The sequence below is a fragment of the Streptomyces sp. W1SF4 genome (assembly GCF_003950035.1).
GTDB lineage: Bacteria > Actinomycetota > Actinomycetes > Streptomycetales > Streptomycetaceae > Streptomyces > Streptomyces racemochromogenes.
The window spans coordinates 896,771-919,526 of the sequence record NZ_CP034350.1; the positions used below are offsets into that span (position 1 = coordinate 896,771).

Here is a 22,756-nt window from a genome sequence, read left to right on the forward strand (position 1 = left end):
GACGGAGCGTCAGCATCAGGTGCGTGCAAAGGCCAACCGGCGAGTACGAGTAGCAGCAAGACGGGGCGGAAGTGACGAATCGTGCAGGTGAACGTCTCGTGAAAGCTGTGGCGCTGACCTGGGAATATGCAGGTCAGCGCGGTGTTGGCGGCACCTGGCTATGGACCCGGTGAAGCCGTGGGCTTAACTTGTCTCCCATGACCTCCCCCCGCTCCACTTATGGCGGCGGTTACTACTCCGCGCCCTCCTTCCCGGACACCCCCATCTACGACTCCCTCGTGGCCGAGCGGGGTACTCCGCAGATCGCCCCGATCCGCGTTCCGGCCGCCTACGAATCCCCCAGTGCCGGTTACTCGAGCGGTGGTTTCCTGCCGGCCCTGCCCTCCTCCATGCCCGCCCTGCCGCCCGCCGCACCGCAGCTGCCGGCGCCCTCGTACGGCTACGGGTATCCGCAGCAGCCCGCTCCGCAACCGCAGCAGATGCCGGTTCCGCTTCAGCACGCGCCCGCCCCGTACATCCCGCAGCAGCAGGTGGCCGCCCGGGCCGGGTACGTGCCGCAGCCGCAGCCCCAGCAGCCCCGTCCGGCCGCCATGGGCACGGGGTACGAGGCCATGCGCCCGGCGGCTCCGCGCCCGATGGCGCCGATGGCCCCCATGGCCCCCATGGCCCCCGTGGCGCCGATGACCCCCACGATGGCCCCCACCATGGCGCCGGTGGCGTCCGCGGCGGGCGTCCCCTCGTACGAGGACCCGTACGGGCGCCAGTACCAGCAGCGCGCCTACTGATCCCGGCGGACGCCGGCGCTGACACCGCCGGCGTCCCGCGCACCGTGTACGGTGCACGCGGTCGTTGGGGGGCCGGCGGGGGCAGCTGTCACAATGCCCCCATGCCGAACTTGTATGTCCAGTCGCTGCACGTCCACCCCGTCAAGTCGGTGGCGGGGGCCGCTCCCGACGAGATCGTCGTGGAGCCCTGGGGCCCGGCCGGGGACCGCCGCTGGGCCGTGGTCGACGCGACGGGCGCGGTCATCACCCAACGCCAGGAGGCGCGGCTGGCGTTGGCCTCGGCGAGCCCGCTGCCGGGCGGGGGGATAGAGCTGTCGGGACCGGGCATGCCCGGTCTCGTCGTGGAGGTTCCGGAGCCCGGACCGCTGGAGCCGGTCGTGCTCTTCGGCAAGAAGGTCGAGACGGTGGTCGCGGCGTCCGCCGCCGCCGAGTGGTTCACCGCCTACCTCGGCCGGCCCGCACGCCTCGTGCACATGGACGACCCGGCCGTCCGGCGGCCCGTGGACCCCGACTACGCCCTGCCCGGGGAGACCGTCAGCCTGGCCGACGCCTACCCCCTGCTGCTGGCCACCAGCGCCTCGCTGGACGCCCTCAACGAGCTGATCGCCCAGGGCGAGCACCCGGAGGAGGGCCCGCTGCCCATGAACCGCTTCCGGCCCAATCTGGTGGTCGGCGGTCCCGCCGCGCCCTGGGCCGAGGACGGCTGGCGGCGCATCGCGATCGGCGACGCGGTCTTCCGCGGGGTGCGCGAATGCGGCCGCTGCATCGTGACCACCACCGACCAGCGGACGTCCGAGCGCGGGCGGGAGCCGCTGAAGACCCTCGCCCGGCACCGGCGGATCGGGAAGTCGCTGGCCTTCGGACGCCAGCTGGTGCCGGTCGTCACGGGCACGGTCCGGGTGGGCGACGAGGTGCGCGTCCTGGAGTGAGAGCGGTCGCCGCACCCGGAGGTCCCGACCCCCGCCGCTGACCACGGCGGGCAGACGGAATGACACCTTCGAGGGGCTCCTGGCGTCCACTGGAACCATCGGGCCGCACGGGGCCGTTGGAGCATTCAGGACGGCGGACGAAGACGTAGACCGGGCATGGGGCAGGGGGAGCCGGACCGTGCGGACAGCAATGGGTGTGTGGCGTTGGCGGCGCAATCCGCTGCGCAGGCCGACCGATCTCTTCGAGGCGTGGGTGGCCTTCGCCGCGCTGGTGTGCGTGCTGCTGGTGGCTCCGGCCGTCGGCTGGGTGGCGGGCCTCCAGGTGGACGGGACCTTGCAGCGGGCCGCGCGCGAGCAGCGGCACGAGCGGTACCTGGTCCCGGCGGTGGTGGTGCGGCCCGCGCCGGGCGCGGCCGACCCGTCGGCGCAGCGGCAGGCGCCCGAGCGGACGAGGATCGTGGCCTCCTGGACCGCGCCCGACGGCAGCAGCCACCAGGGCACGGTCCCGGCGGCGGAGGAACCACCGCGGGCGGGCGACCGGTTCCGGATATGGACCGACACCCGGGGCCGGCTGGTGGGGCAGCCGCTCGATCCCACCGCCGCCTCCTTCCACGCGGGCGCCGCGGGTCTGGCCGCCGCGCTCACCGCGGCCGCGCTGGCGGAGACGGTCCGGCGGCTGGTCGTACGCCGGCTCATGCATCGGCGGTACACGCTTCTGGACCGGGCGTGGGCGGCGGCGGGACCGGACTGGGGCCGGGCGGGCGCGGGCAGTTGACCTGGCCACTCACCGGCCCTTCGCGCGCTACCGTGGAGCCGGAGGCCGGGTCGCTCAGGTCTCTTCGGTCTCTTCGGCCGCTGCCGGCCCTCCGGTCGCTGCCGCGGGTCCGGCAGCGCGAGTACCAGGGTGGGGGCACGACAGCACGATGGTTCAGGGCACGGTCCAGGTGACGCACGGCGGGACCTCGCGGTGGCGGCGGCGTTCCGGGGAGTATCCGACGCTGACCGCCGCGCTCGCCGCGGCCGGCGACGGGGACGTGCTGTCCATCGCCCCCGGCACCTACCGGGAAAACCTGATCCTGCGTCATGCCGTCACCCTGCGCGGGCCCGAGGGCTCGGTCGCCGGGTCGGTGCGCATCGCCCCGCTCGACGGGGTGGCGCTGACCGTGCGCGCCTCGGCCGTGGTCCAGGACCTGTACCTGGAGGGCGCGGACCGGGCGGCGCCCGCGCTGCTGGTCGAGGAGGGCTCGCCCGAGCTCACCGACCTGCGCGTGCACACCCGTTCGTCGTCCGGCATCGAGGTGCGCGGCGGGGCCCGGCCCCTGGTGCGCCGGTGCACGGTGGAGAATCCGGCCGGGGTCGGGATCTCCGTGCTGGACGGCGGGGGCGGGGTGTTCGAGGAGTGCGAGGTCGTCGTCGCCGGGCAGGCCGGGGTGTCGGTGCGCGGCGGGCACCCGCGCCTGGAGCGCTGCCGGATCCACCACGCCGTCGGCGCGGGCATCGCGGTCACCGGTGAGGGCTCGGGGCTGGAGGCGCTCGGCTGCGAGGTCTACGAGGTCAAGGGCGCGGGTGTGCAGGTAGCCGCGCGGGCCGCGGCCCGGCTGACCGACTGCGCGGTGCACCGCACGTCCGCCGACGGGGTCACCCTCGACACGGACGCGGTGCTGACGCTCACCGGCTGCGACATCCACGACATCCCGGAGAACGCCGTCGACCTGCGGTCCCGTTCGGTGCTCACCCTCAGCCGCACCACGGTGCGCCGGTTCGGGCGCAACGGGCTGTCGGTGTGGGACCCGGGGACCCGGGTCGACGCCGAGTCCTGCGAGATCCACGACAGCACGGGCGACTATCCGGCGGTGTGGGTCAGCGACGGGGCCACCGCCTCGCTGGAGTCCTGCCGGCTGCACGACGTGCCGGACGCGCTGTTCGTGCTGGACCGGGGCTCGCGGGTGGACGTGGTCGACAGCGACCTCTCGCAGGTGCGCAACACGGCCGTCTCGGTGAGCGACGGGGCGAGCGCGCGGCTCGACGACTGCCGGATCCGGGAGGCGGGCACCGGGGCGTGGTTCCGCGACCACGGCAGCGGCGGGTCCCTCGCCAACTGCACCGTCGACGCCGTGCAGACGGGTGTGATCGTCACCAAGGGCGCCGATCCGGTCGTGGAGCGGTGCACGGTCACCTCCGCCGCCGAGGCGGGGTTCTACGTGTCGGCCGGCGGCCGGGGGACCTTCACGGCCTGCCGGGTGACGGGCAGTTCCGGTTTCGGCTTCCACGTCATCGACGGCTGCCGCACGACCCTGACCCGGTGCCACACCGAGCGGTGTGTGCGCGGGGGCTACGAGTTCGCGGAGGACGGCCCGCTCGCCGAGGGCTGCACCGGGGACGAGGGCGGTACGGGTCCGGCGGCGCGGGCCGCGGGCGGTGTGCTCGCGGGGGCGCGGCCCGGCGGCACGGGTCCGCGTACGGCGACGGCCGCGCAGGACGTCGCGGGGCGTCCGGCGGACCGGGTGCCGGCCTCCCGCGCCGGTGACGGGCCGGGCACCCCGGCCGGCGCCGGGAGCCCCTGTGCCCCGTCGGCCGCTGCGCCGGAGCCGGCCGCGGCGGGGGCCGCGCGGGGCTCGGGCGAGGTGCTGGGGCAGCTCGACGCGCTGGTCGGGCTGGACAGCGTCAAGCGCGAGGTACGGGCCCTCACCGACATGATCGAGGTCGGGCGGCGGCGGCAGCAGGCGGGCCTGAAGGCGGCTTCGGTGCGCCGGCACCTGGTCTTCACGGGCTCCCCCGGCACGGGCAAGACCACGGTCGCCCGCCTGTACGGGGAGATCCTGGCCTCGCTCGGGGTCCTGGAGCGGGGCCACCTGGTCGAGGTGTCGAGGGTGGACCTGGTCGGCGAGCACATCGGGTCGACGGCCATCCGTACGCAGGAGGCCTTCGACCGGGCGCGGGGCGGGGTGCTGTTCATCGACGAGGCGTACGCGCTGGCGCCGGAGGACTCCGGCCGGGACTTCGGGCGCGAGGCGATCGACACGCTGGTGAAGCTGATGGAGGACCACCGGGACGCGGTGGTGGTGATCGTGGCGGGGTACACGGAGGAGATGGAGCGGTTCCTGACGGTCAACCCGGGGGTGGCGTCGCGGTTCTCCCGCACCATCACCTTCGGGGACTACGGGCCGCAGGAGCTGCTGCGGATCGTGGAGCAGCAGGCGGAGGAGCACGAGTACCGGCTCGGCGAGGGCACCGGGGAGGCGCTGCTGAAGTACTTCACGGAGCTGCCCAAGGGCCCGGCGTTCGGCAACGGCCGGACCGCCCGCCAGACCTTCGAGGCGATGGTGGAGCGGCACGCGGGCCGGGTGGCGCAGCTGGCCGACCCGGGCACGGACGAGCTCACCCTGCTGTTCCCGGAGGACCTGCCGGCACTGCCTGCGGAGGGCTGATCCGCCGCCCGGCGAAGACTTCTGACGAGCGGTCAGCTATGGTGGCGCGGCCCGCAGCCACGCACACAGACTCAGCCGCACCCCAGGGGGTAATGCCATGGCCCGCCGACTCCGCCCCGTGGGGCTGGACTTCATCGAGCACGCCCCGACCCGGCTGGCCTTCACGGCCCGGGCCGCGGCCGCGCCGGACACCGTGTACCGGGCCCTCGCGGACGAGGTGACCGGCTGGCCCGCCTGGTTCCGTGCGGTCACCCTGGCCCGGCCGACCGGCGGCGGGGCGGGGCGGGAGATACGGCTGGTGGGCGGGGTCCGCTTCCGGGAGACGGTGGTGGCCCGCGACCCCGGGCTGCGCTACGCCTACCGCGTCGACGAGACCAACGCGCCGGGCATGAGCGCCCTGGTGGAGGAGTGGCTGCTGACCCCGGGACCGGGCGCCGCCGGGACCCTCGTCCGCTGGACGTTCGCCGCCGACGGCCCGGCACCCGTCCGGCTGGCGCTGGCCGCGGCCCGCCCGGGCCTCGGCCGCTCCTTCCGTACGGCGGTGCGCGCACTGGACACCCGCCTCGCGGCGCGCCCCGCCCCCTAGCAGCCGGCTCAGGCCTGCGGCTCGCGCCACTCCCCGGTCTCCAGCAGGGTCTGGAGCGTCTTGGTGTACGGGGCGATGTCGAGGCCCTGGGCGGCCAGCCACTCGTCGGAGTAGTACTTGTCGAGGTAGCGGTCGCCCGGGTCGCAGAGCAGGGTCACGACGCTGCCCCCGCGGCCCTCCGCCAGCATCTCGGAGACGATCTTCAGGGCGCTCCAGAGCCCGGTGCCGGTGGAGCCTCCCGCCTTGCGCCCTATGGCCTGTTCGAGGGCGCGGCAGGCGGCGACGGAGGCGGCGTCCGGGACCTTCATCATGCGGTCGATGGCGCCGGGCACGAAGCTAGGCTCCATCCGGGGGCGGCCGATGCCCTCGATGCGCGAGCCGCAGTCGCTGCTCGCGTGCGGGTCGTGGTGGGTCCAGCCGTCGAAGAAGCAGGAGTTCTCCGGGTCCGGGACGCAGACGCGGGTGTCGTGCTGCATGTAGTGGACGTAGCGGGCGATGGTGGCGGAGGTGCCGCCGGTGCCGGCCGTCGCCACGATCCAGGCGGGCTCGGGGTACCGCTCCAGGCGCAGCTGCTGGTAGATCGATTCGGCGATGTTGTTGTTGCCGCGCCAGTCGGTGGCGCGCTCGGCGTAGGTGAACTGGTCCATGTAGTGGCCGCCGGTGCGGGCGGCCAGGTCGGCGGACTCCTCGTACATCTTCATCGGGTCGTCGACGAAGTGGCATTCGCCGCCGTGGAATTCGATGAGCCGGCACTTCTCCGGGCTGGTGGTCCTCGGCATGACCGCGATGAACGGGACGCCGATCAGCTTGGCGAAGTACGCCTCGGAGACCGCGGTGGAGCCGCTGGAGGCCTCGATGACGGGCCGGCCGGGGTGGATCCACCCGTTGCAGAGGGCGTAGAGGAACAGCGACCGGGCGAGGCGGTGCTTGAGGGAGCCCGTCGGGTGGGTGGACTCGTCCTTCAGGTAGAGGTCGATGCCCCACGCCTCGGGCAGCGGGAAGCGCAGCAGGTGGGTGTCGGCGGAGCGGTTGGCGTCCGCCTGGACCTTGCGCACGGCCTCCTTGAGCCAGGCCCGGTAGCCGGCGTCGCTGCGGTCGATGTCGACCGTCGTCGCCGCCGTGCTCCCGGCCGTGTTCGAGACCGGTGTACCGGTGGTGCCGGTGGTGCTCATGCGCCTTGCTCCTTTGTCGTTTCCAAAGCCCCCTCCTTTCGAAATGTACCCCTCCCACCTGCGCAAATGATTACTTTGGGTTTCCATGCGGATCGCTTTTGGCTGCGTTCCCGGGCGTTCGGTTGCACGCGGCGCCACCGTGGGTGACCCTGGTGAGTGCGTCACCGAGGGTGCAGCACCCGTAACAATGATGTCGGGGAGTCGCAGCCGTGATCAGTCATTCCCGCAGGCACTGCGTCGTCGAACTGCAGGCCCTGCCAGCGCGGATCGGTCAGGTCCGCAGAATCATCTCCGCGCAACTGCGCCACTGGCAGCTCGACCCGCTCATAGACCGGGCTGCGCTCGGCGTGACGGAGCTGCTCAGCAACGTCCACCGCCATGCGCAGCCGGACAAGGCGTGCACGGTCGAGATCGAACTCCGCATGGGGCGCCTGACCGTCTCGGTCCACGACAGCGATCCGCGGCTGCCCGTCCGCCGGACCGCCGACGGCCTGGAGACCTGCGGACGCGGCCTGGCTCTCGTCGAGGCGGTCAGCGAGGCCTGGGGAGCGCGGGAACGGCCGGACGGGCCCGGCAAGGTGGTCTGGTTCTCCATGCGGGCCGCCCCCGCACCGGCGGCGCCGACGCGCACGGTCAGCATCGGCGTGAGGAAGACCGTACGCAAACCCGCCCGCCCGGTGCTCGCCGCCGTCGACGCCCGGCCCGTCGCGACCGGCGTGCCCGCGTCGGTCACCCTCGGCGCCGGGCCCGGCTGACTCCCCCGCGGCCATCCGCCCCGCAGCCGGCCCGGGTGCGCCCGCACGGCTCAGGCCGCCGCGCCCAGCGTCCCCAGCGGGTCGTCCAGTACGGGCTGCCACGCCAGCTCCGCCGCCCCGACCAGGCTGTTGTGGTCGAGGGTGCACGGCAGGATCGGCACTCCCCCGCTGCGCCCCCACAGGCTGCGGTCGGCGACCACCGCCCGCAGCCGTTCCGGGTCGGCGTACAGCAGCTCCCGGTGCAGTCCGCCGAGGATGATCCGGTCCGGGTTCAGGATGTTGACCAGGCCCGCGAGGCCCAGCCCGAGCCGGTCGATGAGCTCCTCGGCGGCCGCCCGGACCGAAGGCTGCGCGTACTCGGTGTGCAGCAGGTCCCGGGCCTGCGCCAGCAGCGACACCTCGGGCCCCGGCGTGCGTCCGGCGGCGGTGAGGAAGGCCAGCGGGTCGGCCTCCACGTCCAGGCAGCCCCGGCTGCCGCAGTGGCAGGCCCGCCCCTCCGGGTTCACGGTGAGGTGGCCGACCTCCAGGGCCAGGCCGGCGCTGCCGCTGTGCAGCCGGCCGTCGAGCACCAGGGCCCCGCCCACCCCGCGGTGTCCGGTGGCCACGCAGAGCAGGTGCTGGGCGCTGCGGCCCGCGCCGTGCCGGTGCTCGGCGAGCGCGGCCAGGTTGACGTCGTTGCCGGTCAGGGCCGGCCCGTCGATGCCGGCCGCCTTCACCCGTTCGGCGAAGATGGCCCGCACCGGGGAGCCGGGCGGCCAGGCCAGGTGCAGCGGGTTCAGGGCCGTCCCCTCGGGCTCCGCGACCGCCGAGGGCACCGCGAGGCCCGCGCCGACGCAGCGCCGGCCGGACTCGGCGAGCAGCCGGGCGCCCGCGTCGACGACCGCCCCGAGCACCTGGGCCGGGTCGGCGGAGACGGTGAGCTTGCCGGGTGCGGTGGCCACGATGCGCCCGCCGAGGCCGACGAGCGCGGCCCGGAACCCGTCGGGGTGGACCTGCGCGGCCAGCGCCACGGGGCCGTTCTCGTCGACGGCGAGCCGGTGCGAGGGCCGGCCCTGGGTGCCGCCGGCGCCGCCGGGGCGGGAGTCGACGCGGATCAGGCCCAGCGCCTCCAGCTCGGCGGCGACGGCTCCGGCGGTGGCGCGCGTGACGCCGAGCTCGGCCGTGAGCACCGCCCGGGTCGGGGCCCGGCCGGTGTGGACGAGTTCCAGCGCCGGGCCGAGGGCGCCGCGGCCGCGCTCCAGCCTGGTCCTCGCGGACGCCGCCGACGCCGTGCTCCCGTCCTCCGCCCCCAGCGGGGCCCCGTTGCCGTTCATGAGGGGATCCTCGCATGATCGGGGGCCGCCCCTCGCCCCGGCTACGTCCCGAGGCCGCCGACCCGCAGGGTGATGTTGAGCCGGCCGGTCAGCCCCAGCTCCGGCGGGGCGGTGCCCTGCAGCACCTTGGGCACGCCGTGGTAGGCGAGCCGGCTCGGGCCGCCGAAGACGAACAGGTCCCCGCTGCGCAGCTCGACGTCCCGGTACGGGCGGCCCCGCGAGGCGGTGTTGCCGAAGCGGAAGAGGCAGGAGTCGCCGAGGCTGAGCGATACCACCGGGGCCCCGGACCGCTCCTCGGCGTCGCGGTGCATGCCCATCCGGGAGTCGCCGTCGTAGAAGTTCACCAGCGCGATGTCGTACGCCTCCGAGGGCGGCGGGGGCGTCCCGTACGCGGCGGTGACGGCCCGCCGTCCCAGCTCGGCGAGCCACGCGGGCATCGGCTTGACCGGCGCCCCGTCCCCGTCGACGGCGGTGCGCGCGTAGGCGTACGGGTACCAGTGCAGGCCCAGGCACACCTGCCGGGCGGTCATCGTCCCGCCTCCGGGGGTGCGTACGGTGCGCAGTCCGGCGGGCGGGCGGGCCCACTCCCGGCAGGCGGCGAGCAGCTCCCGCTGGCGCCGGGGCCCGAGCCAGTCGGGCAGGTGCACGGCGCCGGGCGCGATCTCGGTGCGCTCGCGCGGGAAGAGTTCCGCCTGCGGGGAGGGTTCCCCGGGCGGTGACGGTCTCCCGTGCGGCGGGGGTTTCCCGTCCACCCTCCCATTGTCGGGGACGGCTGGCACACTCGCGGCATGAAGATCACCGAATACGTGGAGACCCTGGCCCGGGAGGGCGAGCTGCTCGCCGACGAGGCCGAACGGGCGGGCATGGACGCCCTCGTGCCCACCTGTCCCGAGTGGCGGGTCGCCGACCTGCTGCGGCACACCGGTGCCGTGCACCGCTGGGCCGCCGGGTTCGTGCGGGAGGGCCTGGTGGAGCCGGTGCCGTTCCCGGAGCCGCCGGAGCTGCCGGGGGCGGAGCTGCCGGCCTGGTTCCGCGAGGGACACGCGGAGCTGGTCCGGACCCTGACACAGGCGCCGGAGGGGGTGGCCTGCTTCACCTTCCTGCCGACGGCGCCGCCGTCGCCGCTGGCGTTCTGGGCCCGGCGGCAGGCGCACGAGACGACCGTGCACCGCTTCGACGCCGAGTCCGCGCGGGGGACCGCCTTCTCGGAGGTGGCCCCGGAGTTCGCGGAGGACGGGGTGGACGAGCTGCTGACCGGCTTCCACGCCCGTCCGCGGAGCCGGGTGCGGACCGAGGAGCCGCGGGTGCTGCGGGTCCGGGCGGCGGACACGGGCGCGGTGTGGACGGTCCACCTGTCGAAGGAGCCGGCCCGCACGGTGCGCGGCGACACCGGCGAGGAGCCGCACTGCGAGGTGACCGGCGAGGCGTCCTGGCTGTACGCGGCCCTGTGGAACCGGCTCCCGCTCTCCGGCCCGGGCGTACGCGGGGACGAGTCCCTGGCCCGGCTGTGGCGGCAGACGGCGGGCATCTGACTCAGCCGGACGGGGCGGTGCCGCCGAGGGTGGCCGCGTAGGCGGTCTGGGGGCGGTACTTCCAGGAGGGGCTGGTGTTCCAGGGGTTCGGCATGGCCGCGCTCGTCGCGTAGGCGTACCCGGCGCCGCGGTCGAAGGCGGTGCGGAGCGCGGTGCGCATCGCGGCGCTGTCCGGGACCTCGTGGACGAGGTGCCAGAACGCGGTGCCGCTCGGGTCGAGCTCGGTGCCCGGGCGGTAGCCGCCCCCGGCGTCGAACACGTTCCCCTGCCAGCCGCCCGTGGAGTACGCCGCGTAGGTGTCCTCGTAGGTGACGAAGACGTCGGCCGTGCGGTGGCCCGGCTCGAGGTAGCAGTCGGCGATGGCGGTGCCCGGGTTGTTCACGACGAGGTCGTCCACGTCCGGGTCCGCGTCGTGCATGACGTCCTGGACGTAGCGGCGCAGCGCGGCGTAGTGGTCGCGGGTGGCGTTGCCGGGGCCGCAGTCGCGGCTGACGACGTCGAAGAAGATTCCGTCGACGTGGAGCCGGCCGTCGTCTTCCCCGGCGGGCCCCAGGTAGTTGTCCACGGAGGCCTTGACGGCCGCGAGGTCCCGGGCGCCGTGGTCGGTGTGGACGTAGCCGAGGACCTTGGTCTTCTCGCCGGTGGCGGTGGTGCCCGCGCGCAGGGCGTCGGCGCGGGCCCGCCAGGGCCCGTCGAAGGGGGCGTCGCCGTTGCCGGGGTTGAGGACGACCACGGAGGCGGCGGGCGTGGTGGCGGTGAGGGCGGTCAGCATCGGGTCGCCGGCCCAGACGTAGGCGGGGACGCCGATCTCCAGGCCGCGCACGCCGGGTGCCCGGGGAGCGGGGGCCGGCCGCGGCTCCGTCTGTTCCGCGGCGGCGGGTACGGCCGGCGCCGGTGCGGCGAGCAGCACGATCAGGGCGACGGCGTACAGGGCCTTCAGTACGCGGGCGGGAGCCACGGCTGTTCCTCCGGCTGCGGCGGGGGCGGGTCCCGAGGAACACTAGACGCGCGGGAACCCGGTCACGGCCGAACCGCCCGGATCGGTATGAAGAACAGACGAACGACTCGTCACCACGGCCCCACACGGCCCGGTCACACGGCGGGCAGTCCGACCGAGTGCGCCAACTGCCCGGCGGCGTGCGCGAAGAAGGCCTCCCGCTCCTCGACGACCCGGTTGAACTGGCCGAACAGCTCGAAGGAGACGAGGCCGGCGAGCTGCGCCCAGGACGCGACCAGGGCGGCCGTCACCGCGGGGGGCAGGCCCTCGGCGAAGTCGGCGGTCATCCGCCGTGCTTCGGGGCGCAGGGCGTCGGGCAGGGGCGGCAGGGCGAGGCCCCGGCCCTCGTAGGCGGTGCGCACGATGCCGATGAGGACGTTGCCCACGCGGGAGGCGGGACCGACGGTGTCGAGCGGGGCGCTGTAGCCGGGGACGGGGGAGCCGTAGACGAGGGCGTACTCGTGCGGATGGGCCAGCGCCCAGGTGCGGACCGCCGCGCAGGCCGCCGTCCAGCGGGCGCGGGGGGTGGCGCCGGCGGCGAGGGCGGTGGCGTCGGCGGTTTCCACGGCGCCGCCGAGGCCGTCGTAGGCGTCGATGATCAGCGCGGTGAGCAGGTCGTCGCGGCTGGGGAAGTAGCGGTAGAGGGCGGAGGAGACCATGCCCAGCTCGCGGGCGACGGCGCGCAGCGAGAGTTTGGCGGCGCCCTCGGCCGCGAGCATGCGGCGCGCCTCGTCCTTGATGGCGGCGGTGACCTCGATGCGGGCCCGTTCCCTGGCCCCTCGCACGGTGCTCATGTGGATCAGTGTGCCACGCGGATTGGAGCAGTGGACAAAAGCGGGAGCACCGATCCATTACGAGAGCACTGCTCTTGTTTTAGGGCGCCGATCCGTGCACACTGATCTCAAGCGAGAGCAGTGCTCTCGAAACACCGCCCGGAGGCCCCCATGAACGCGCCCGCCCCGTACTACGTCCAGGCCGGTCCCTTCGCCGTCCGCTTCAACGCCCTCTTCGGCAGGCTGGCCCGCCTCGGCATCAGCCTGGCCGGCACGGCCGAGCTGTCGGTGCGGGGCCGCACCTCCGGCACGATGCAGCGCATCCCCGTCAACCCGCACCTCCACGGGGGCGAGCAGTACCTCGTCTCGGCCCGCGGCCACTCCCAGTGGGTCCGCAACATGCGCGTGGCGGGCGGCGGGGAGCTGCGCGTCGGCCGCAAGGTCCGCGTCTTCACCGCCGAGGAGCTGACGGACCCGGCTCAGAAGGCCGCCGTGCTGCGCGCCTACCTGGAGAAGTGGGGGTGGGAGGTCGACCGCTTCTTCCAGGGCGTCACCGCCCGGTCCACCGACGCCGAGCTGCGGGCGGCCGCCGAAGACCACCCCGTCTTCCGCATCACGGTGTCCCACTGACCGGCCCGGCCCACACCCGCCGGCCCACCCCGCCTCCCGCCGCCCCCGGGCACGGCGGAGCGCCGGCCCCCGGGGGGAACCGGCGCTCCGCGTCGTCCGCCGCGCTCCGGCCGCTACCCGCGACGGGTGCGCGCCTGGCGCTCGTCCAGCAGGTGCAGGGCCCTGCGCGCCAGCGGGTGCGTACGGACCAGGTCGGGCAGCGTCAGCGATCCCCGGGTGATGCGGGCGAAGGCCGTCCAGGCCGGCCGCACACCCGTGAGCGCCGCGTGGAACAGCCCCGGGCGGGACTCGAAGACGCTCAGCATCCGCTTGCCGACGGCCATCTCCACACCCAGCCCGGCCTTGACCGCGAAGGAGTAGTTGAGCGCCTGGCGGCGCGCGTCCACCGCGTCCTGCGCCTCGGAGACCTTGACCGCCCACTCCCCCGCCAGCCGGCCCGAGCGCAGCGCGAAGGAGATGCCCTCCCGCGTCCACGGCTCCAGCAGCCCGGCCGCGTCACCCGCCACCAGCACCCGGCCGCGCGAGAGCGGCGAGTCGGGCTTGCGGCAGCGGGTCAGGTGGCCGGAGGAGACGGCCGGTTCGAAGCCGGCCAGGCCCAGCCGGGCGATGAAGTCGTCGAGGTACCGCTTGGTCGCCGCGCCCTCGCCCTTCGCCGAGATGACCCCGACGGTCAGCGTGTCGCCCTTGGGGAAGACCCAGCCGTAGCTGCCGGGCAGCGGGCCCCAGTCGATCAGGATGCGGCCCTTCCAGTCCTCGGCCACCGTCTGCGGCACCGGGATCTCCGCCTCCAGGCCGAGGTCCACCTGGTCCGTCTCCACGCCGACGTGGGCTCCGATCCGGCTGGCGCTGCCGTCGGCGCCGACCACGGCGCGGGCCAGGACGGTCTCGCCGTCCGCGAGCACCACGGCGACCGTGCGCCGGTCGGGAACGGCCGTGCCGTGCTGCTCGACCCGGGAGACGGCCGTGCCCGTACGCAGGGTCGCGCCGGCCTTCTCGGCCTCCGCGACCAGCGCCGCGTCGAACTCGGGCCGGTTGATCAGCCCGAACAGCATGTGCTTCGAGCGCCGCGTCCGGGCCAGCCTGCCGTTCAGGGAGAAGGTGACGGCGTGGACGCGGTCCTTGAGGGGCAGCGTGAAGCCCGGCGGGAGGGCGTCGCGCGAGGGGCCGATGATGCCGCCGCCGCAGGTCTTGTACCGGGGCAGCTCCGCCTTCTCCAGCAGCAGGACGCTGCGGCCCGCCGTAGCCGCGGCGTACGCCGCCGACGCGCCGGCCGGTCCGGCGCCGACCACGACGACGTCCCACACCTCCGCCGCGCCCTGCGCGGCGGTGCCGCCCGCCCCTTCGGCCGTCTTCCCGGCCTCCTCCGCCGGGGTTCCTTCGTCCGCCCCCCGGGCTGCCTGCTCTGCGTTCGCGCCGTTCACGTCGTCGTCGCTGCTCACGATGTGCTGCTGCTCCTGATCACCCGGTTGCTCCGATGCCGTGGAAATCCTACGGCGAGCGGCCGCCTCGTCCCTCTGTGCGAGGATCGTGACAGTCTTTCGCCTTGCATTCGCCGTACCCCGGCACCCACAACAACGTCGCACCCACGAGGAGCGTGCCCATGTCCCAGAATCCGATCGCCGAGACCGTCGCCTCGCTCATGCCCCGCGCCAAGGCGGAGCTGACCGAGCTGGTGGCCTTCCAGTCGGTCGCGGACTGGGCCCAGTTCCCGCAGAGCGAGAGCCAGGCCGCCGCGAACTGGGTGGCCGACGCGCTGCGCGCCGAGGGCTTCCGGGACGTGGCGCTGCTCGACACCCCGGACGGCACCCAGTCGGTGTACGGGTTCCTGCCCGGCCCCGAGGGCGCCCCGACCGTCCTGCTGTACGCGCACTACGACGTGCAGCCCCCGCTGGACGACGCCGCGTGGATCTCGCCGGCCTTCGAGCTGACCGAGCGCGACGGCCGCTGGTACGGGCGCGGCGCCGCGGACTGCAAGGGCGGGTTCATCATGCACCTGCTCGCGCTGCGCGCCTTGAAGGCGAACGGCGGGGTGCCGGTGAACGTGAAGGTGATCGTCGAGGGTTCGGAGGAGCAGGGCACCGGCGGGCTCCAGCAGTACGCGGAGGCCAACCCGGAGCTGCTGGCCGCCGACACGATCGTCATCGGCGACGCGGGCAACTTCCGCCTGGGCCTGCCGACGGTGACGGCGACCCTGCGCGGGATGACCCTGATCAAGGTCAAGGTCGACACCCTGGGCGGGAACCTGCACTCGGGCATGTTCGGCGGTGTGGCCCCCGACGCGCTCGCCGCGCTGATCCGGCTGCTGGACTCGCTGCGCTCCGAGGACGGTTCGACGACCGTGGACGGTCTCGCCTCCGACGCGGTGTGGGAGGGCCTGCAGTACCCGGAGGCCGACTTCCGCGCCGACGCGAAGGTCCTCGACGGCGTCGAGCTGATCGGTGAGGGCACCATCGCCGACCGGTTGTGGGCCCGCCCCGCCGTCACCGTGCTCGGCATCGACTGCCCGCCGGTCGTCGGCGCGACGCCGTCGGTGCACGCGAGCGCGGGCGCGCTGATCAGCCTGCGCGTACCGCCGGGTGTGGACACCGGCGAGGCCATCAAGCTGCTGGAGGCGCACCTGGTGGCGCACACGCCGTGGAAGGCGCGGCTGGAGCTGGAGGTCGTCGGTCAGGGCCAGCCCTTCCAGGCGGACACGAGCAGCCCGGCGTACGCGTCGATGGCGGCGGCCCTCAGCGAGGCGTACGACGGCCAGGAGATGCAGATCAGCGGCATGGGCGGGTCCATCCCGCTGTGCAACACGCTGACGTCGCTGTACCCGCGGGCGGAGATGCTGCTGATCGGGCTGAGCGAGCCCGAGGCGCAGATCCACGCGGTGAACGAGAGCGTGTCCCCGCAGGAGCTGGAGCGGCTGTCGGTCGCCGAGGCCCTGTTCCTGGTGAACTACGCGGCCTCCAAGAGCGTCTGACGGCCCGAAGCCGGCCGACGCCACCCCTTTGTCCGCCCAGGGCGCAGTGCGCCCTGGGCGTACTCCGCTCCCGGCGAAGCCGGGTGCCCGCGGCGGGGCCGGGCGCTTACGGTCGTCGGCATGGATCTTGTCGAAGTCATCCCCGCCCGGCTCCACATGCTGCGTTTCGCCATCGGTCAGGCCTACCTCTGGCAGGACGGCGGGGCCCTCACCCTGATCGACGCCGGCCAGGCCGGCTCCGCCGACGCCATCGAGGAGGCGATACGTTCCCTCGGGCTGGAGCCCGGGGGGCTGGAGCGGATCGTCCTGACGCACTGTCACCGCGACCACGTCGGCGCCGCGGGGGAACTCGCCGCCCGCCACGGCGCGCGGGTGCTGGCCCACCGGCTGGACGCCCCGGTGGTGCGCGGCGAGCAGCCGGTCCCCGAACCGGTGCTCCTGGACTGGGAGGTCCCGCTCTACGCGCACGGGCTGACGGCCCCCGAGGCCCCGCCGACGCGGGTCGACCGGGAGCTGGAGGACGGCGAGGTGCTGGACTTCGGCGGCGGGGCGGTCGTGGTCCACGCGCCGGGCCACACGCCGGGCAGCATCGGCGTGCACCTGCCCGAGCACGGGGTCCTGTTCACGGGGGACTGCGTGGCGGGCGTCGGCCAGGTGATGCTGGGGGTCTTCAACACCGACCGGGCCCAGGCGGTCGCCTCCTTCGGCCGGCTGGCCGCCCTCGCCCCCTCGGTGGCCTGCTTCGGCCACGGTGACCCCTGGACCGAGGAGACCGCGAAGGCCCTCGACGAGGCCGCGCGGGCGGCCGCGGCCTGAGCGCGGCCGGACCCCGGTGCGCGGGGCCGGGGTCCGGGCGCGGGTCAGGGGGTGGGGCGGCCCGACTCCAGGTAGAGGGGGTTGCCGCGTTCGCGGGCGCGCAGGGCCCAGTGCAGCCGTTCCCGGCGCTGCGGCGGGAGCAGGCCGGCGGCCTCCGACTCGGTGACGAAGCGCCAGGCCCGCAGTTCGGGGCCGGGCAGCCGCAGGCGCGCGATCTCCGGCTCCGACATCCGGCCGCCGTCGAACAGCAGCCGCAGTCCCCCGTAGGCCGGGGGTTGGGGCGGCTCCCAGTCGACGACGAGCAGCCCGGGGACCTGTTCCAGCGTCAGGCCGAGTTCCTCGGTGACCTCGCGTACGCCGGCCCGTGCCGGGGCCTCGCCCGGTTCGACCACGCCGCCCGGGAACTCCCAGCCAGGCTTGTACGTCGGATCCACCAGGAGGACCCGGTCCCGGTCGTCGAAGAGCAGGACCCCCGCCGCCACCGTCTCGCGCGTCGGTTCCGGGGTCTGCACGATGTCGCAGACCGCCGCCGTGCCGGTGCGTACGGCGTCGGCGATGCGCTGCGCCGTCTCCCGTACCGTCAGGCGCCCGTTGTCGACGAGGTGGGCGTCGGCGCTGAGCCAGCCCAGGGCCTGCTGGTACGCCGGGATGTGGTCGTACGCCCACTGGCGGATCCGTACGTCCACCACCTCGGGCGCGCCCGGCTCCCGACGGGTGGCGATGCGCTCCCGCAGGATCGTTTCCTCCGGGGCCAGCAGCACGTGCCGCACCGGGATCCGGCGCGCCGCGAGGCCGCCGAAGATCTCGTCGCGGTACTCCTGCCGCAGCAGCGTCATGGGCACGACCAGGATCCCGCCCAGCTCCGCCAGCATCGCCGCGGCCGTGTCCACGACCAGCCGCCGCCAGATCGGGAGGTCCTGGTAGTCGTCGACGTCGGCGAGGCGCTTGGGCGGCAGCAGCCGGCGCAGCGCGTCGCCGGTGAGCTCAGGGTCGTACAGGCTGCTGTCCGGAAGGAGTCCGGCCAGTTCACGGGCCGTGCTGGTCTTGCCGGCGCCGAAAGTGCCGTTGATCCAGACAATCACGTCTGCCCCTCTCCCTATGGCTCGCCTCGAAGCCCCCCGGTGGCTTGCCCGCCCCACCCTGCCACGGAAACCCGCCCGCCGGTCGAGTGCTTATGCTCGGGGGCGAGCGTAGATCACCGCCGGGGCGGGAGCCCTTCCGTCCCGCCCGCCGCCCGCCGCTTCCGGAGGTTCCCCCGCCGTGCCGCAGACCCGCCCCCCGTCCGAGCCCCGCTACGGCAACCGGCCGACCATGAAGGACGTGGCGGCCCGGGCGGGCGTCGGTCTGAAGACGGTCTCGCGGGTCGTCAACGGCGAGCCGGGGGTGACCCCCGACACCGAACGGCGGGTGCAGGAGGCCATCGAGGAGCTGGGGTTCCGGCGCAACGACAGCGCCCGTGTCCTGCGCAAGGGCCGCACCGCCACCGTCGGCCTGGTGCTGGAGGACCTCGCCGACCCCTTCTACGGCCCCCTCAACCGGGCGGTCGAGGAGGTGGCGCGCACCCACGGTGCCCTGCTCATCAACGGCTCCAGCGCCGAGGACCCGGACCGCGAGCGGGAGTTGGCGCTCGCGCTGTGCGCCCGCCGGGTGGACGGGCTGATCGTGATCCCCGCCGGGGACGACCACCGCTACCTGGAGCCCGAGATCCGGGCGGGGGTGGCCACCGTGTTCGTGGACCGCCCGGCGGGCGGGATCGAGGCGGACGTCGTCCTGTCGGACAGCTTCGGCGGCGCCCGGGACGGGGTGGCGCACCTGATCGCGGCCGGGCACCGCAGGATCGGCTTCATCGGCGACCACCCCCGCATCCACACCGCGACGGAACGCCTGCGCGGCTACCGCGAGGCCATGGCCGGGGCGGGCCTGCCGGTGTCGCGGGCCTGGGTCTCCCTCGGCTCGACGGCCCCGGAGCGGGTGGCGGCTGCGGCCGGCGCGATGCTGGCGGGCCCGGAGCCGGTCACCGCCGTCTTCGCCGGCAACAACCGGGTCACCGTCACCGTCGTACGGGTCCTCGCGGCGCTCCCCCGGCCGGTGGCCCTGGTCGGCTTCGACGACTTCGAGCTCGCCGACCTGCTGCGCCCGGGCGTCACGGTGGTCGCGCAGGACCCGGCGGCGCTGGGCCGGGTGGCCACGGACCGCCTCTTCCAGCGCCTGGCGGGCACCCGCCTCCCCCCGACCCGCATCGAACTCCCCACCCGCCTCGTGCCCCGCGGCTCGGGCGAACTGCCCCCGGCGGACTGACCGACGGACCGCCGGACCCGGCCTACGCCTGCCCGCCGGAACCCGCCAGCAGGTCGCCGAGGGGGCTGCGCCGGTACAGCACCAGCCGCCCGTCCCGGGCCCGCGTCAGCAGACCGGCGGCGTACAGCACCCGCAGGTGCTGGGACACGGCGCTGGGGGTGATCCGGAACCGGCGGGCGATCTCCACCGTGGGCATCGGCTCGTCGAGGAGGCGCAGCATCCGCGCCCGGGGGGCGCCGAGCAGGGCGTCCAGAGCGGACGCGTCGGCCGTGGGCACCGGGTCCCACAGCGTCGCCACGCCGCGGCTGGGATAGACCAGCAGCGGCGGTTCCTCGGGGCTGACCGGTGGCGCCGGCTTGTGGGCGAACACCGAGGGGACCAGGAGCAGTCCCCGGCCGTGCGCCTCGACGTGGTGGGCGGAGAGCATCCTGTCGACGTACAGCACCCCGTCCTGCCAGCGCAGGTTCGGGTGCATGCCGGCGAACAGCCGGCGGGCGCCGCCCATGGCCAGTTGCCGTGCGCGGTAGGTCATGTCCGCCTCCAGCAGCCGCCGCATCCGGGGCCACATCGGCCGGACGGCGATCTCCCAGTAGTCCCGCAGCAGGTCGCAGACGGCGTCGCGCAGGGCGGCCACCGGCTCGTCGTCCGCGCGGGCGGCGTCCGCGAGCGGTTCGGGAAGGGGGTCCGGGGCGTACGCGGCGGCCAGATCCCGCCGGACCAGGCCCGGCGGGGTGGCGCGGACCGCGGCCAGTTCCTGCTCGAACCCCGGGTCGAAGGCCGCCGGCCGGGGGGTGAGGAAGTCCGGCAGGGTGAGCCGCGGCGCGACCAGGGACAGCAGCAGCCGCGTGTCGAGCGGGCCGAGGCCGGTCAGGACGGACCCGCGCCAGGGCAGGTGGAGGGCCGAGAGCCCCGGTTCGCGCAGGACGCGCAGGCTGAAGACCGTCTCGCCCAGCGGGGAGAGCGCGAAGCGCGTGTCGGCGAGGTCCTCCACGCCGAGACCGAAGCTGATCATTAAGCGCCACGCTACATCCATTGGCCGCGGGGCGCGGGTGCCGTGGACTCGGCACATGACAGACACGACGGCCCGGCGGGCCGATCTGGGGCGCGGAACCGTCCTGCTCCTGGCGTTGACCTGCGCGGTGGCGGTCGGCAACATCTACTTCCCGCAGGCGATCGGCCCCCTGATCGCGGCAGGACTGGACGTCTCGCCCGACACGGCCTCGCTCGTGGTGACGGGCACCCAGATCGGCTACACGGCGGGGATGTTCCTGCTGGTCCCGCTCGGCGACCGGCTGCCACACCGGCCGTACCTGGTCACCCTGCTCGCGCTCTCCGGCGCGGCCCTGCTCGCCGCGGGCTGCGCTCCCGCGCTGCCGTTCCTCGTCGCCGCCGGCGTGTGCGTCGGGGTCTCCACGGTGGCCGCGCAGATCATCGCCCCGATGGCCGCCGGGCTGGTGGCCCCCGACCGGCGGGGGTCGGTGATGGGGACCCTGCTGAGCGGTTCCATCGGGGGCATGCTGCTCGCCCGTACGTTCAGCTCGACGCTCGGCGAGCGGCTGGGCTGGCGGGCCCCGTACCTGGCGGCCGCGGCCGTGGTCCTGCTCCTCGCGGCCGTCCTGGCCCGCGCGCTGCCGGCGTCGCCCCCGCCGCCGCGCAGCCCGTACCGGACGCTGCTGGCGGACTCGCTGCGGCTGCTGCGCAACGAGGGGGAGCTGCGCCGTTCCTGCGTCTACCAGGCTGCGGTCTTCGGCGCCTTCTCGGCCGTGTGGACCTGCCTGGCGCTGCTCCTGACCGGTCCGGCCTACGGCATGGACACCCGGGCGGTGGGGATGCTGGCCCTGGTGGGCGCGGTGACGATGCTGTGCACGCCGCTCGCCGGGCGCCTGGTGGACCGGCGCGGGCCCGACGGGCTGAACCTCGCCTGTCTGCTGGGGGTCCTGCTCTCGGCCGCCGTCCTCGCCGGGGGCCTGGCGGGCGGTGCGTGGGGGCTGGCCGCGCTGACCGCGGGCACGCTGCTGCTGGACGTGGCGCTGCAGTGCGGCACGGTCGCCAACCAGGCCCGGGTCTTCGCCGTGCGCCCCGACGCCCGGGGCCGGCTCAACACCGCGTACATGACCTGTGCGTACCTGGGCGGAAGTGCCGGCTCCTGGCTGGGCGTGCGGATCCACGGCCTGGCGGGGTGGGCGGGGGTGTGCGGCTTCGTGGCGGTGCTCGCCCTCCTCGCCCTGGGCCGCCACCTGGCGCGGCCCTCCGCGCGGCACGCCGACGGCCCGGCCCGCAGGGGTGCGGGCCGGGCCGTGCGGGGGCGTGGGGATCAGGCGGTCGCCGTCAGGGTGGCCGAGCGGCGCGGGATGGCGAAGGCGTCGAGTTCGGCGCGGGTCAGGCCGGTGAGGGCGGTGACCTCGTCGGCGCCGACGGCGCCGCAGTCGAGGCCGCGGACCAGGTAGCCGGCCAGGGCCTTGGCGGTGGCGGGCTCGTCCATGACGTCGCCCTCGATCTTGGCGACGTACGCCTTCAGACGGGCGGCGGCGGTCTGAAGACCCTCGCGGTAGAAGGTGAAGACGGCCGCGTAGCGGGTCGGCAGGTGCGCCGGGTGCATGTCCCAGCCCTGGTAGTAGGCGCGGGCCAGGGCGCGGCGGGTGAGTCCGTAGTGCAGCTTCCAGCCCTCGTGGACCTTCTCGGTGGTGCCGATGGGCAGCACGTTGGTCGAGCCGTCGGAGACCCGTACGCCGGTGCCGGCCGCGGCGACCTGCATGATCGCCTTCGCGTGGTCGGCGGCGGGGTGGTCGCTGGCCTGGTAGGCCGCGGAGACGCCGACGCAGGCGCTGTAGTCGAAGGTGCCGTAGTGCAGGCCGGTGGCGCGGCCCTTGGAGGCCTCGATCATCCGGGCCACGGTGGCGGTGCCGTCGGAGGCCAGGATGGACTGGCTGGTCTCGATCTGGATCTCGAAGCCGATCCGCCCGGTGCGCAGGCCGCGGGCCGACTCGAAGGCCTCCAGCAGCTGGACGAAGGCGGTGACCTGCTCCGCGTAGGTGACCTTGGGCAGGGTCAGGACCAGGTTGTCCGGGAGGCCGCCGTGGGCGAGCAGGCCGGAGAGGAAGACGTCGGTGGTGCGGATGCCGCGGTCGCGGACGTTGGACTCCATGCACTTCATGCGGATGCCCATGTACGGGGCGTTGGTGCCGTTGGAGTAGGCCTCGGAGATCAGGCGGGCGGCGCGGGCCGCGGCCTGGTCCTCCTCCTCGTCGGAGCGGACGCCGAAGCCGTCCTCGAAGTCCACGCGGAGGTCCTCGACGGGCTCGGTGGCGAGCTTGGCGCGGACGCGGTCGTAGACCGGTACGGCGAGCTCGTCGGAGATGCCGAGTACCTTGGCGAAGGTGGCGGCGTCCGGGGCGTGCTCGTCCATGGCCGCGAGGGCCTGGTCGCCCCAGGAGCGGACGGTGTCGGCGGCGAAGACGTCACCGGGGACGTAGACGGTGTGGATGGGCTGGCGGGTGCCGGGGTCGCCCGGGTAGTGACGCGCGAGTTCCGCGTCCACCGGCGCCAGGGAGGCGCTGATGCCCTCGCTGACCGCGCCTGCGAGGCTCGTCGCCACCTTCTCCTGCTGACCCATCGTGCACTCTCCTCTTTTCCGCTTCACGGAAGCTTAGATCCGCATAGCAGAATTTAGTCACGGGGTTCCGCTCAGTCAATGGTCCCTCCACCGCCTGGGACAAACGACTCGGGGCCGTGCGGTGACAATCACCACACGGCCCCGTAGGCCAAGAGATGCGCAGG

The 22,756-nt window shown here is 74.6% G+C and carries 20 protein-coding genes and 1 pseudogene; 12 read left to right on the top strand and 9 right to left on the bottom strand.

Annotated features, from left to right (window positions below; genetic code table 11):
- Positions 1 to 197 precede the first annotated feature (197 nt).
- From D1J60_RS04320 to D1J60_RS04340, 5 genes are all read left to right on the top strand, one after another.
- On the top strand, positions 198 to 785 hold the full coding sequence (locus tag D1J60_RS04320) for a DUF6643 family protein (protein WP_125820191.1): 588 nt from the start codon (positions 198 to 200) through the stop codon (positions 783 to 785).
- 101 nt (positions 786 to 886) lie between these two features.
- Positions 887 to 1,714: an MOSC N-terminal beta barrel domain-containing protein gene (locus tag D1J60_RS04325; protein WP_125820192.1), complete on the top strand. Its 828-nt coding sequence runs from the start codon at positions 887 to 889 to the stop codon at positions 1,712 to 1,714.
- A 178-nt stretch (positions 1,715 to 1,892) separates the two neighbouring features.
- A complete protein-coding gene (locus tag D1J60_RS04330; protein ID WP_125600713.1) occupies positions 1,893 to 2,489 on the top strand; it encodes a hypothetical protein in 597 nt (198 codons plus the stop codon).
- Positions 2,490 to 2,637: 148 nt separating this feature from the next.
- Positions 2,638 to 5,142 carry a right-handed parallel beta-helix repeat-containing protein gene (locus D1J60_RS04335; protein WP_125820193.1) on the top strand — a complete coding sequence of 835 codons (2,505 nt, stop codon included), beginning with the start codon at positions 2,638 to 2,640 and terminating at the stop codon, positions 5,140 to 5,142.
- A gap of 97 nt (positions 5,143 to 5,239) precedes the next feature.
- On the top strand, positions 5,240 to 5,728 hold the full coding sequence (locus D1J60_RS04340) for an SRPBCC family protein (protein ID WP_125820194.1): 489 nt from the start codon (positions 5,240 to 5,242) through the stop codon (positions 5,726 to 5,728).
- Between the two features lie 8 nt (positions 5,729 to 5,736).
- On the opposite strand, the gene D1J60_RS04345 is transcribed toward D1J60_RS04340, so the two are convergent.
- A complete protein-coding gene (locus tag D1J60_RS04345) occupies positions 5,737 to 6,900 on the bottom strand; it encodes a PLP-dependent cysteine synthase family protein (protein WP_185899561.1) in 1,164 nt (387 codons plus the stop codon).
- 209 nt (positions 6,901 to 7,109) lie between these two features.
- On the opposite strand from D1J60_RS04345, the gene D1J60_RS04350 reads away from it, so the two are divergent.
- A complete protein-coding gene (locus D1J60_RS04350; RefSeq protein WP_125820195.1) occupies positions 7,110 to 7,655 on the top strand; it encodes an ATP-binding protein in 546 nt (181 codons plus the stop codon).
- 50 nt (positions 7,656 to 7,705) lie between these two features.
- Here the strand turns inward: D1J60_RS04350 and D1J60_RS04355 are convergent, their stop codons facing one another.
- On the bottom strand, positions 7,706 to 8,968 hold the full coding sequence (locus D1J60_RS04355; RefSeq protein ID WP_125820196.1) for an ROK family protein: 1,263 nt from the start codon (positions 8,966 to 8,968) through the stop codon (positions 7,706 to 7,708).
- A gap of 41 nt (positions 8,969 to 9,009) precedes the next feature.
- Positions 9,010 to 9,720 (bottom strand): alpha-ketoglutarate-dependent dioxygenase AlkB, encoded by a 711-nt coding sequence (locus D1J60_RS04360; protein ID WP_125820197.1) that lies wholly within the window; start codon positions 9,718 to 9,720, stop codon positions 9,010 to 9,012.
- Positions 9,721 to 9,756: 36 nt separating this feature from the next.
- Here D1J60_RS04360 and D1J60_RS04365 point away from each other — a divergent pair, with 36 nt between their 5' ends.
- Entirely contained in the window at positions 9,757 to 10,500 is a 744-nt protein-coding gene (locus D1J60_RS04365) for a maleylpyruvate isomerase family mycothiol-dependent enzyme (RefSeq protein ID WP_125820198.1), read from the top strand.
- A gap of 1 nt (position 10,501) precedes the next feature.
- On the opposite strand, the gene D1J60_RS04370 is transcribed toward D1J60_RS04365, so the two are convergent.
- On the bottom strand, positions 10,502 to 11,458 hold the full coding sequence (locus tag D1J60_RS04370) for a spherulation-specific family 4 protein (RefSeq protein ID WP_241253138.1): 957 nt from the start codon (positions 11,456 to 11,458) through the stop codon (positions 10,502 to 10,504).
- A 134-nt stretch (positions 11,459 to 11,592) separates the two neighbouring features.
- A complete protein-coding gene (locus D1J60_RS04375; RefSeq protein WP_125820199.1) occupies positions 11,593 to 12,291 on the bottom strand; it encodes a TetR/AcrR family transcriptional regulator in 699 nt (232 codons plus the stop codon).
- Positions 12,292 to 12,441: 150 nt separating this feature from the next.
- Here D1J60_RS04375 and D1J60_RS04380 point away from each other — a divergent pair, with 150 nt between their 5' ends.
- Positions 12,442 to 12,900 (top strand): nitroreductase/quinone reductase family protein, encoded by a 459-nt coding sequence (locus D1J60_RS04380; protein ID WP_125820200.1) that lies wholly within the window; start codon positions 12,442 to 12,444, stop codon positions 12,898 to 12,900.
- 113 nt (positions 12,901 to 13,013) lie between these two features.
- On the opposite strand, the gene D1J60_RS04385 is transcribed toward D1J60_RS04380, so the two are convergent.
- Positions 13,014 to 14,204, bottom strand: coding sequence for a geranylgeranyl reductase family protein (locus D1J60_RS04385; protein WP_125823861.1), 1,191 nt, complete (start codon positions 14,202 to 14,204; stop codon positions 13,014 to 13,016).
- A 296-nt stretch (positions 14,205 to 14,500) separates the two neighbouring features.
- Here D1J60_RS04385 and D1J60_RS04390 point away from each other — a divergent pair, with 296 nt between their 5' ends.
- Both D1J60_RS04390 and D1J60_RS04395 read left to right on the top strand, forming a co-directional pair.
- Positions 14,501 to 15,865 (top strand): dipeptidase, encoded by a 1,365-nt coding sequence (locus D1J60_RS04390; protein ID WP_125820201.1) that lies wholly within the window; start codon positions 14,501 to 14,503, stop codon positions 15,863 to 15,865.
- A gap of 120 nt (positions 15,866 to 15,985) precedes the next feature.
- A complete protein-coding gene (locus D1J60_RS04395; RefSeq protein WP_125820202.1) occupies positions 15,986 to 16,681 on the top strand; it encodes an MBL fold metallo-hydrolase in 696 nt (231 codons plus the stop codon).
- Between the two features lie 44 nt (positions 16,682 to 16,725).
- Here the strand turns inward: D1J60_RS04395 and D1J60_RS04400 are convergent, their stop codons facing one another.
- Positions 16,726 to 17,763, bottom strand: a complete 1,038-nt coding sequence (locus D1J60_RS04400; RefSeq protein WP_125820203.1) for an NUDIX hydrolase — start codon at positions 17,761 to 17,763, stop codon at positions 16,726 to 16,728.
- 229 nt (positions 17,764 to 17,992) lie between these two features.
- Here D1J60_RS04400 and D1J60_RS04405 point away from each other — a divergent pair, with 229 nt between their 5' ends.
- Entirely contained in the window at positions 17,993 to 18,979 is a 987-nt protein-coding gene (locus tag D1J60_RS04405) for a LacI family DNA-binding transcriptional regulator (protein ID WP_241253529.1), read from the top strand.
- A gap of 22 nt (positions 18,980 to 19,001) precedes the next feature.
- Here D1J60_RS04405 and D1J60_RS04410 read toward each other — a convergent pair whose 3' ends face one another.
- A complete protein-coding gene (locus tag D1J60_RS04410) occupies positions 19,002 to 19,991 on the bottom strand; it encodes a helix-turn-helix domain-containing protein (RefSeq protein WP_125820205.1) in 990 nt (329 codons plus the stop codon).
- 55 nt (positions 19,992 to 20,046) lie between these two features.
- Here D1J60_RS04410 and D1J60_RS04415 point away from each other — a divergent pair.
- A pseudogene (locus tag D1J60_RS04415) lies at positions 20,047 to 21,219 on the top strand (MFS transporter); the annotation flags it as partial.
- Positions 21,220 to 21,293: 74 nt separating this feature from the next.
- On the opposite strand, the gene D1J60_RS04420 reads toward D1J60_RS04415, so the two are convergent.
- A complete protein-coding gene (locus D1J60_RS04420; protein WP_125820206.1) occupies positions 21,294 to 22,592 on the bottom strand; it encodes an aldolase/citrate lyase family protein in 1,299 nt (432 codons plus the stop codon).
- Positions 22,593 to 22,756: the final 164 nt, after the last annotated feature.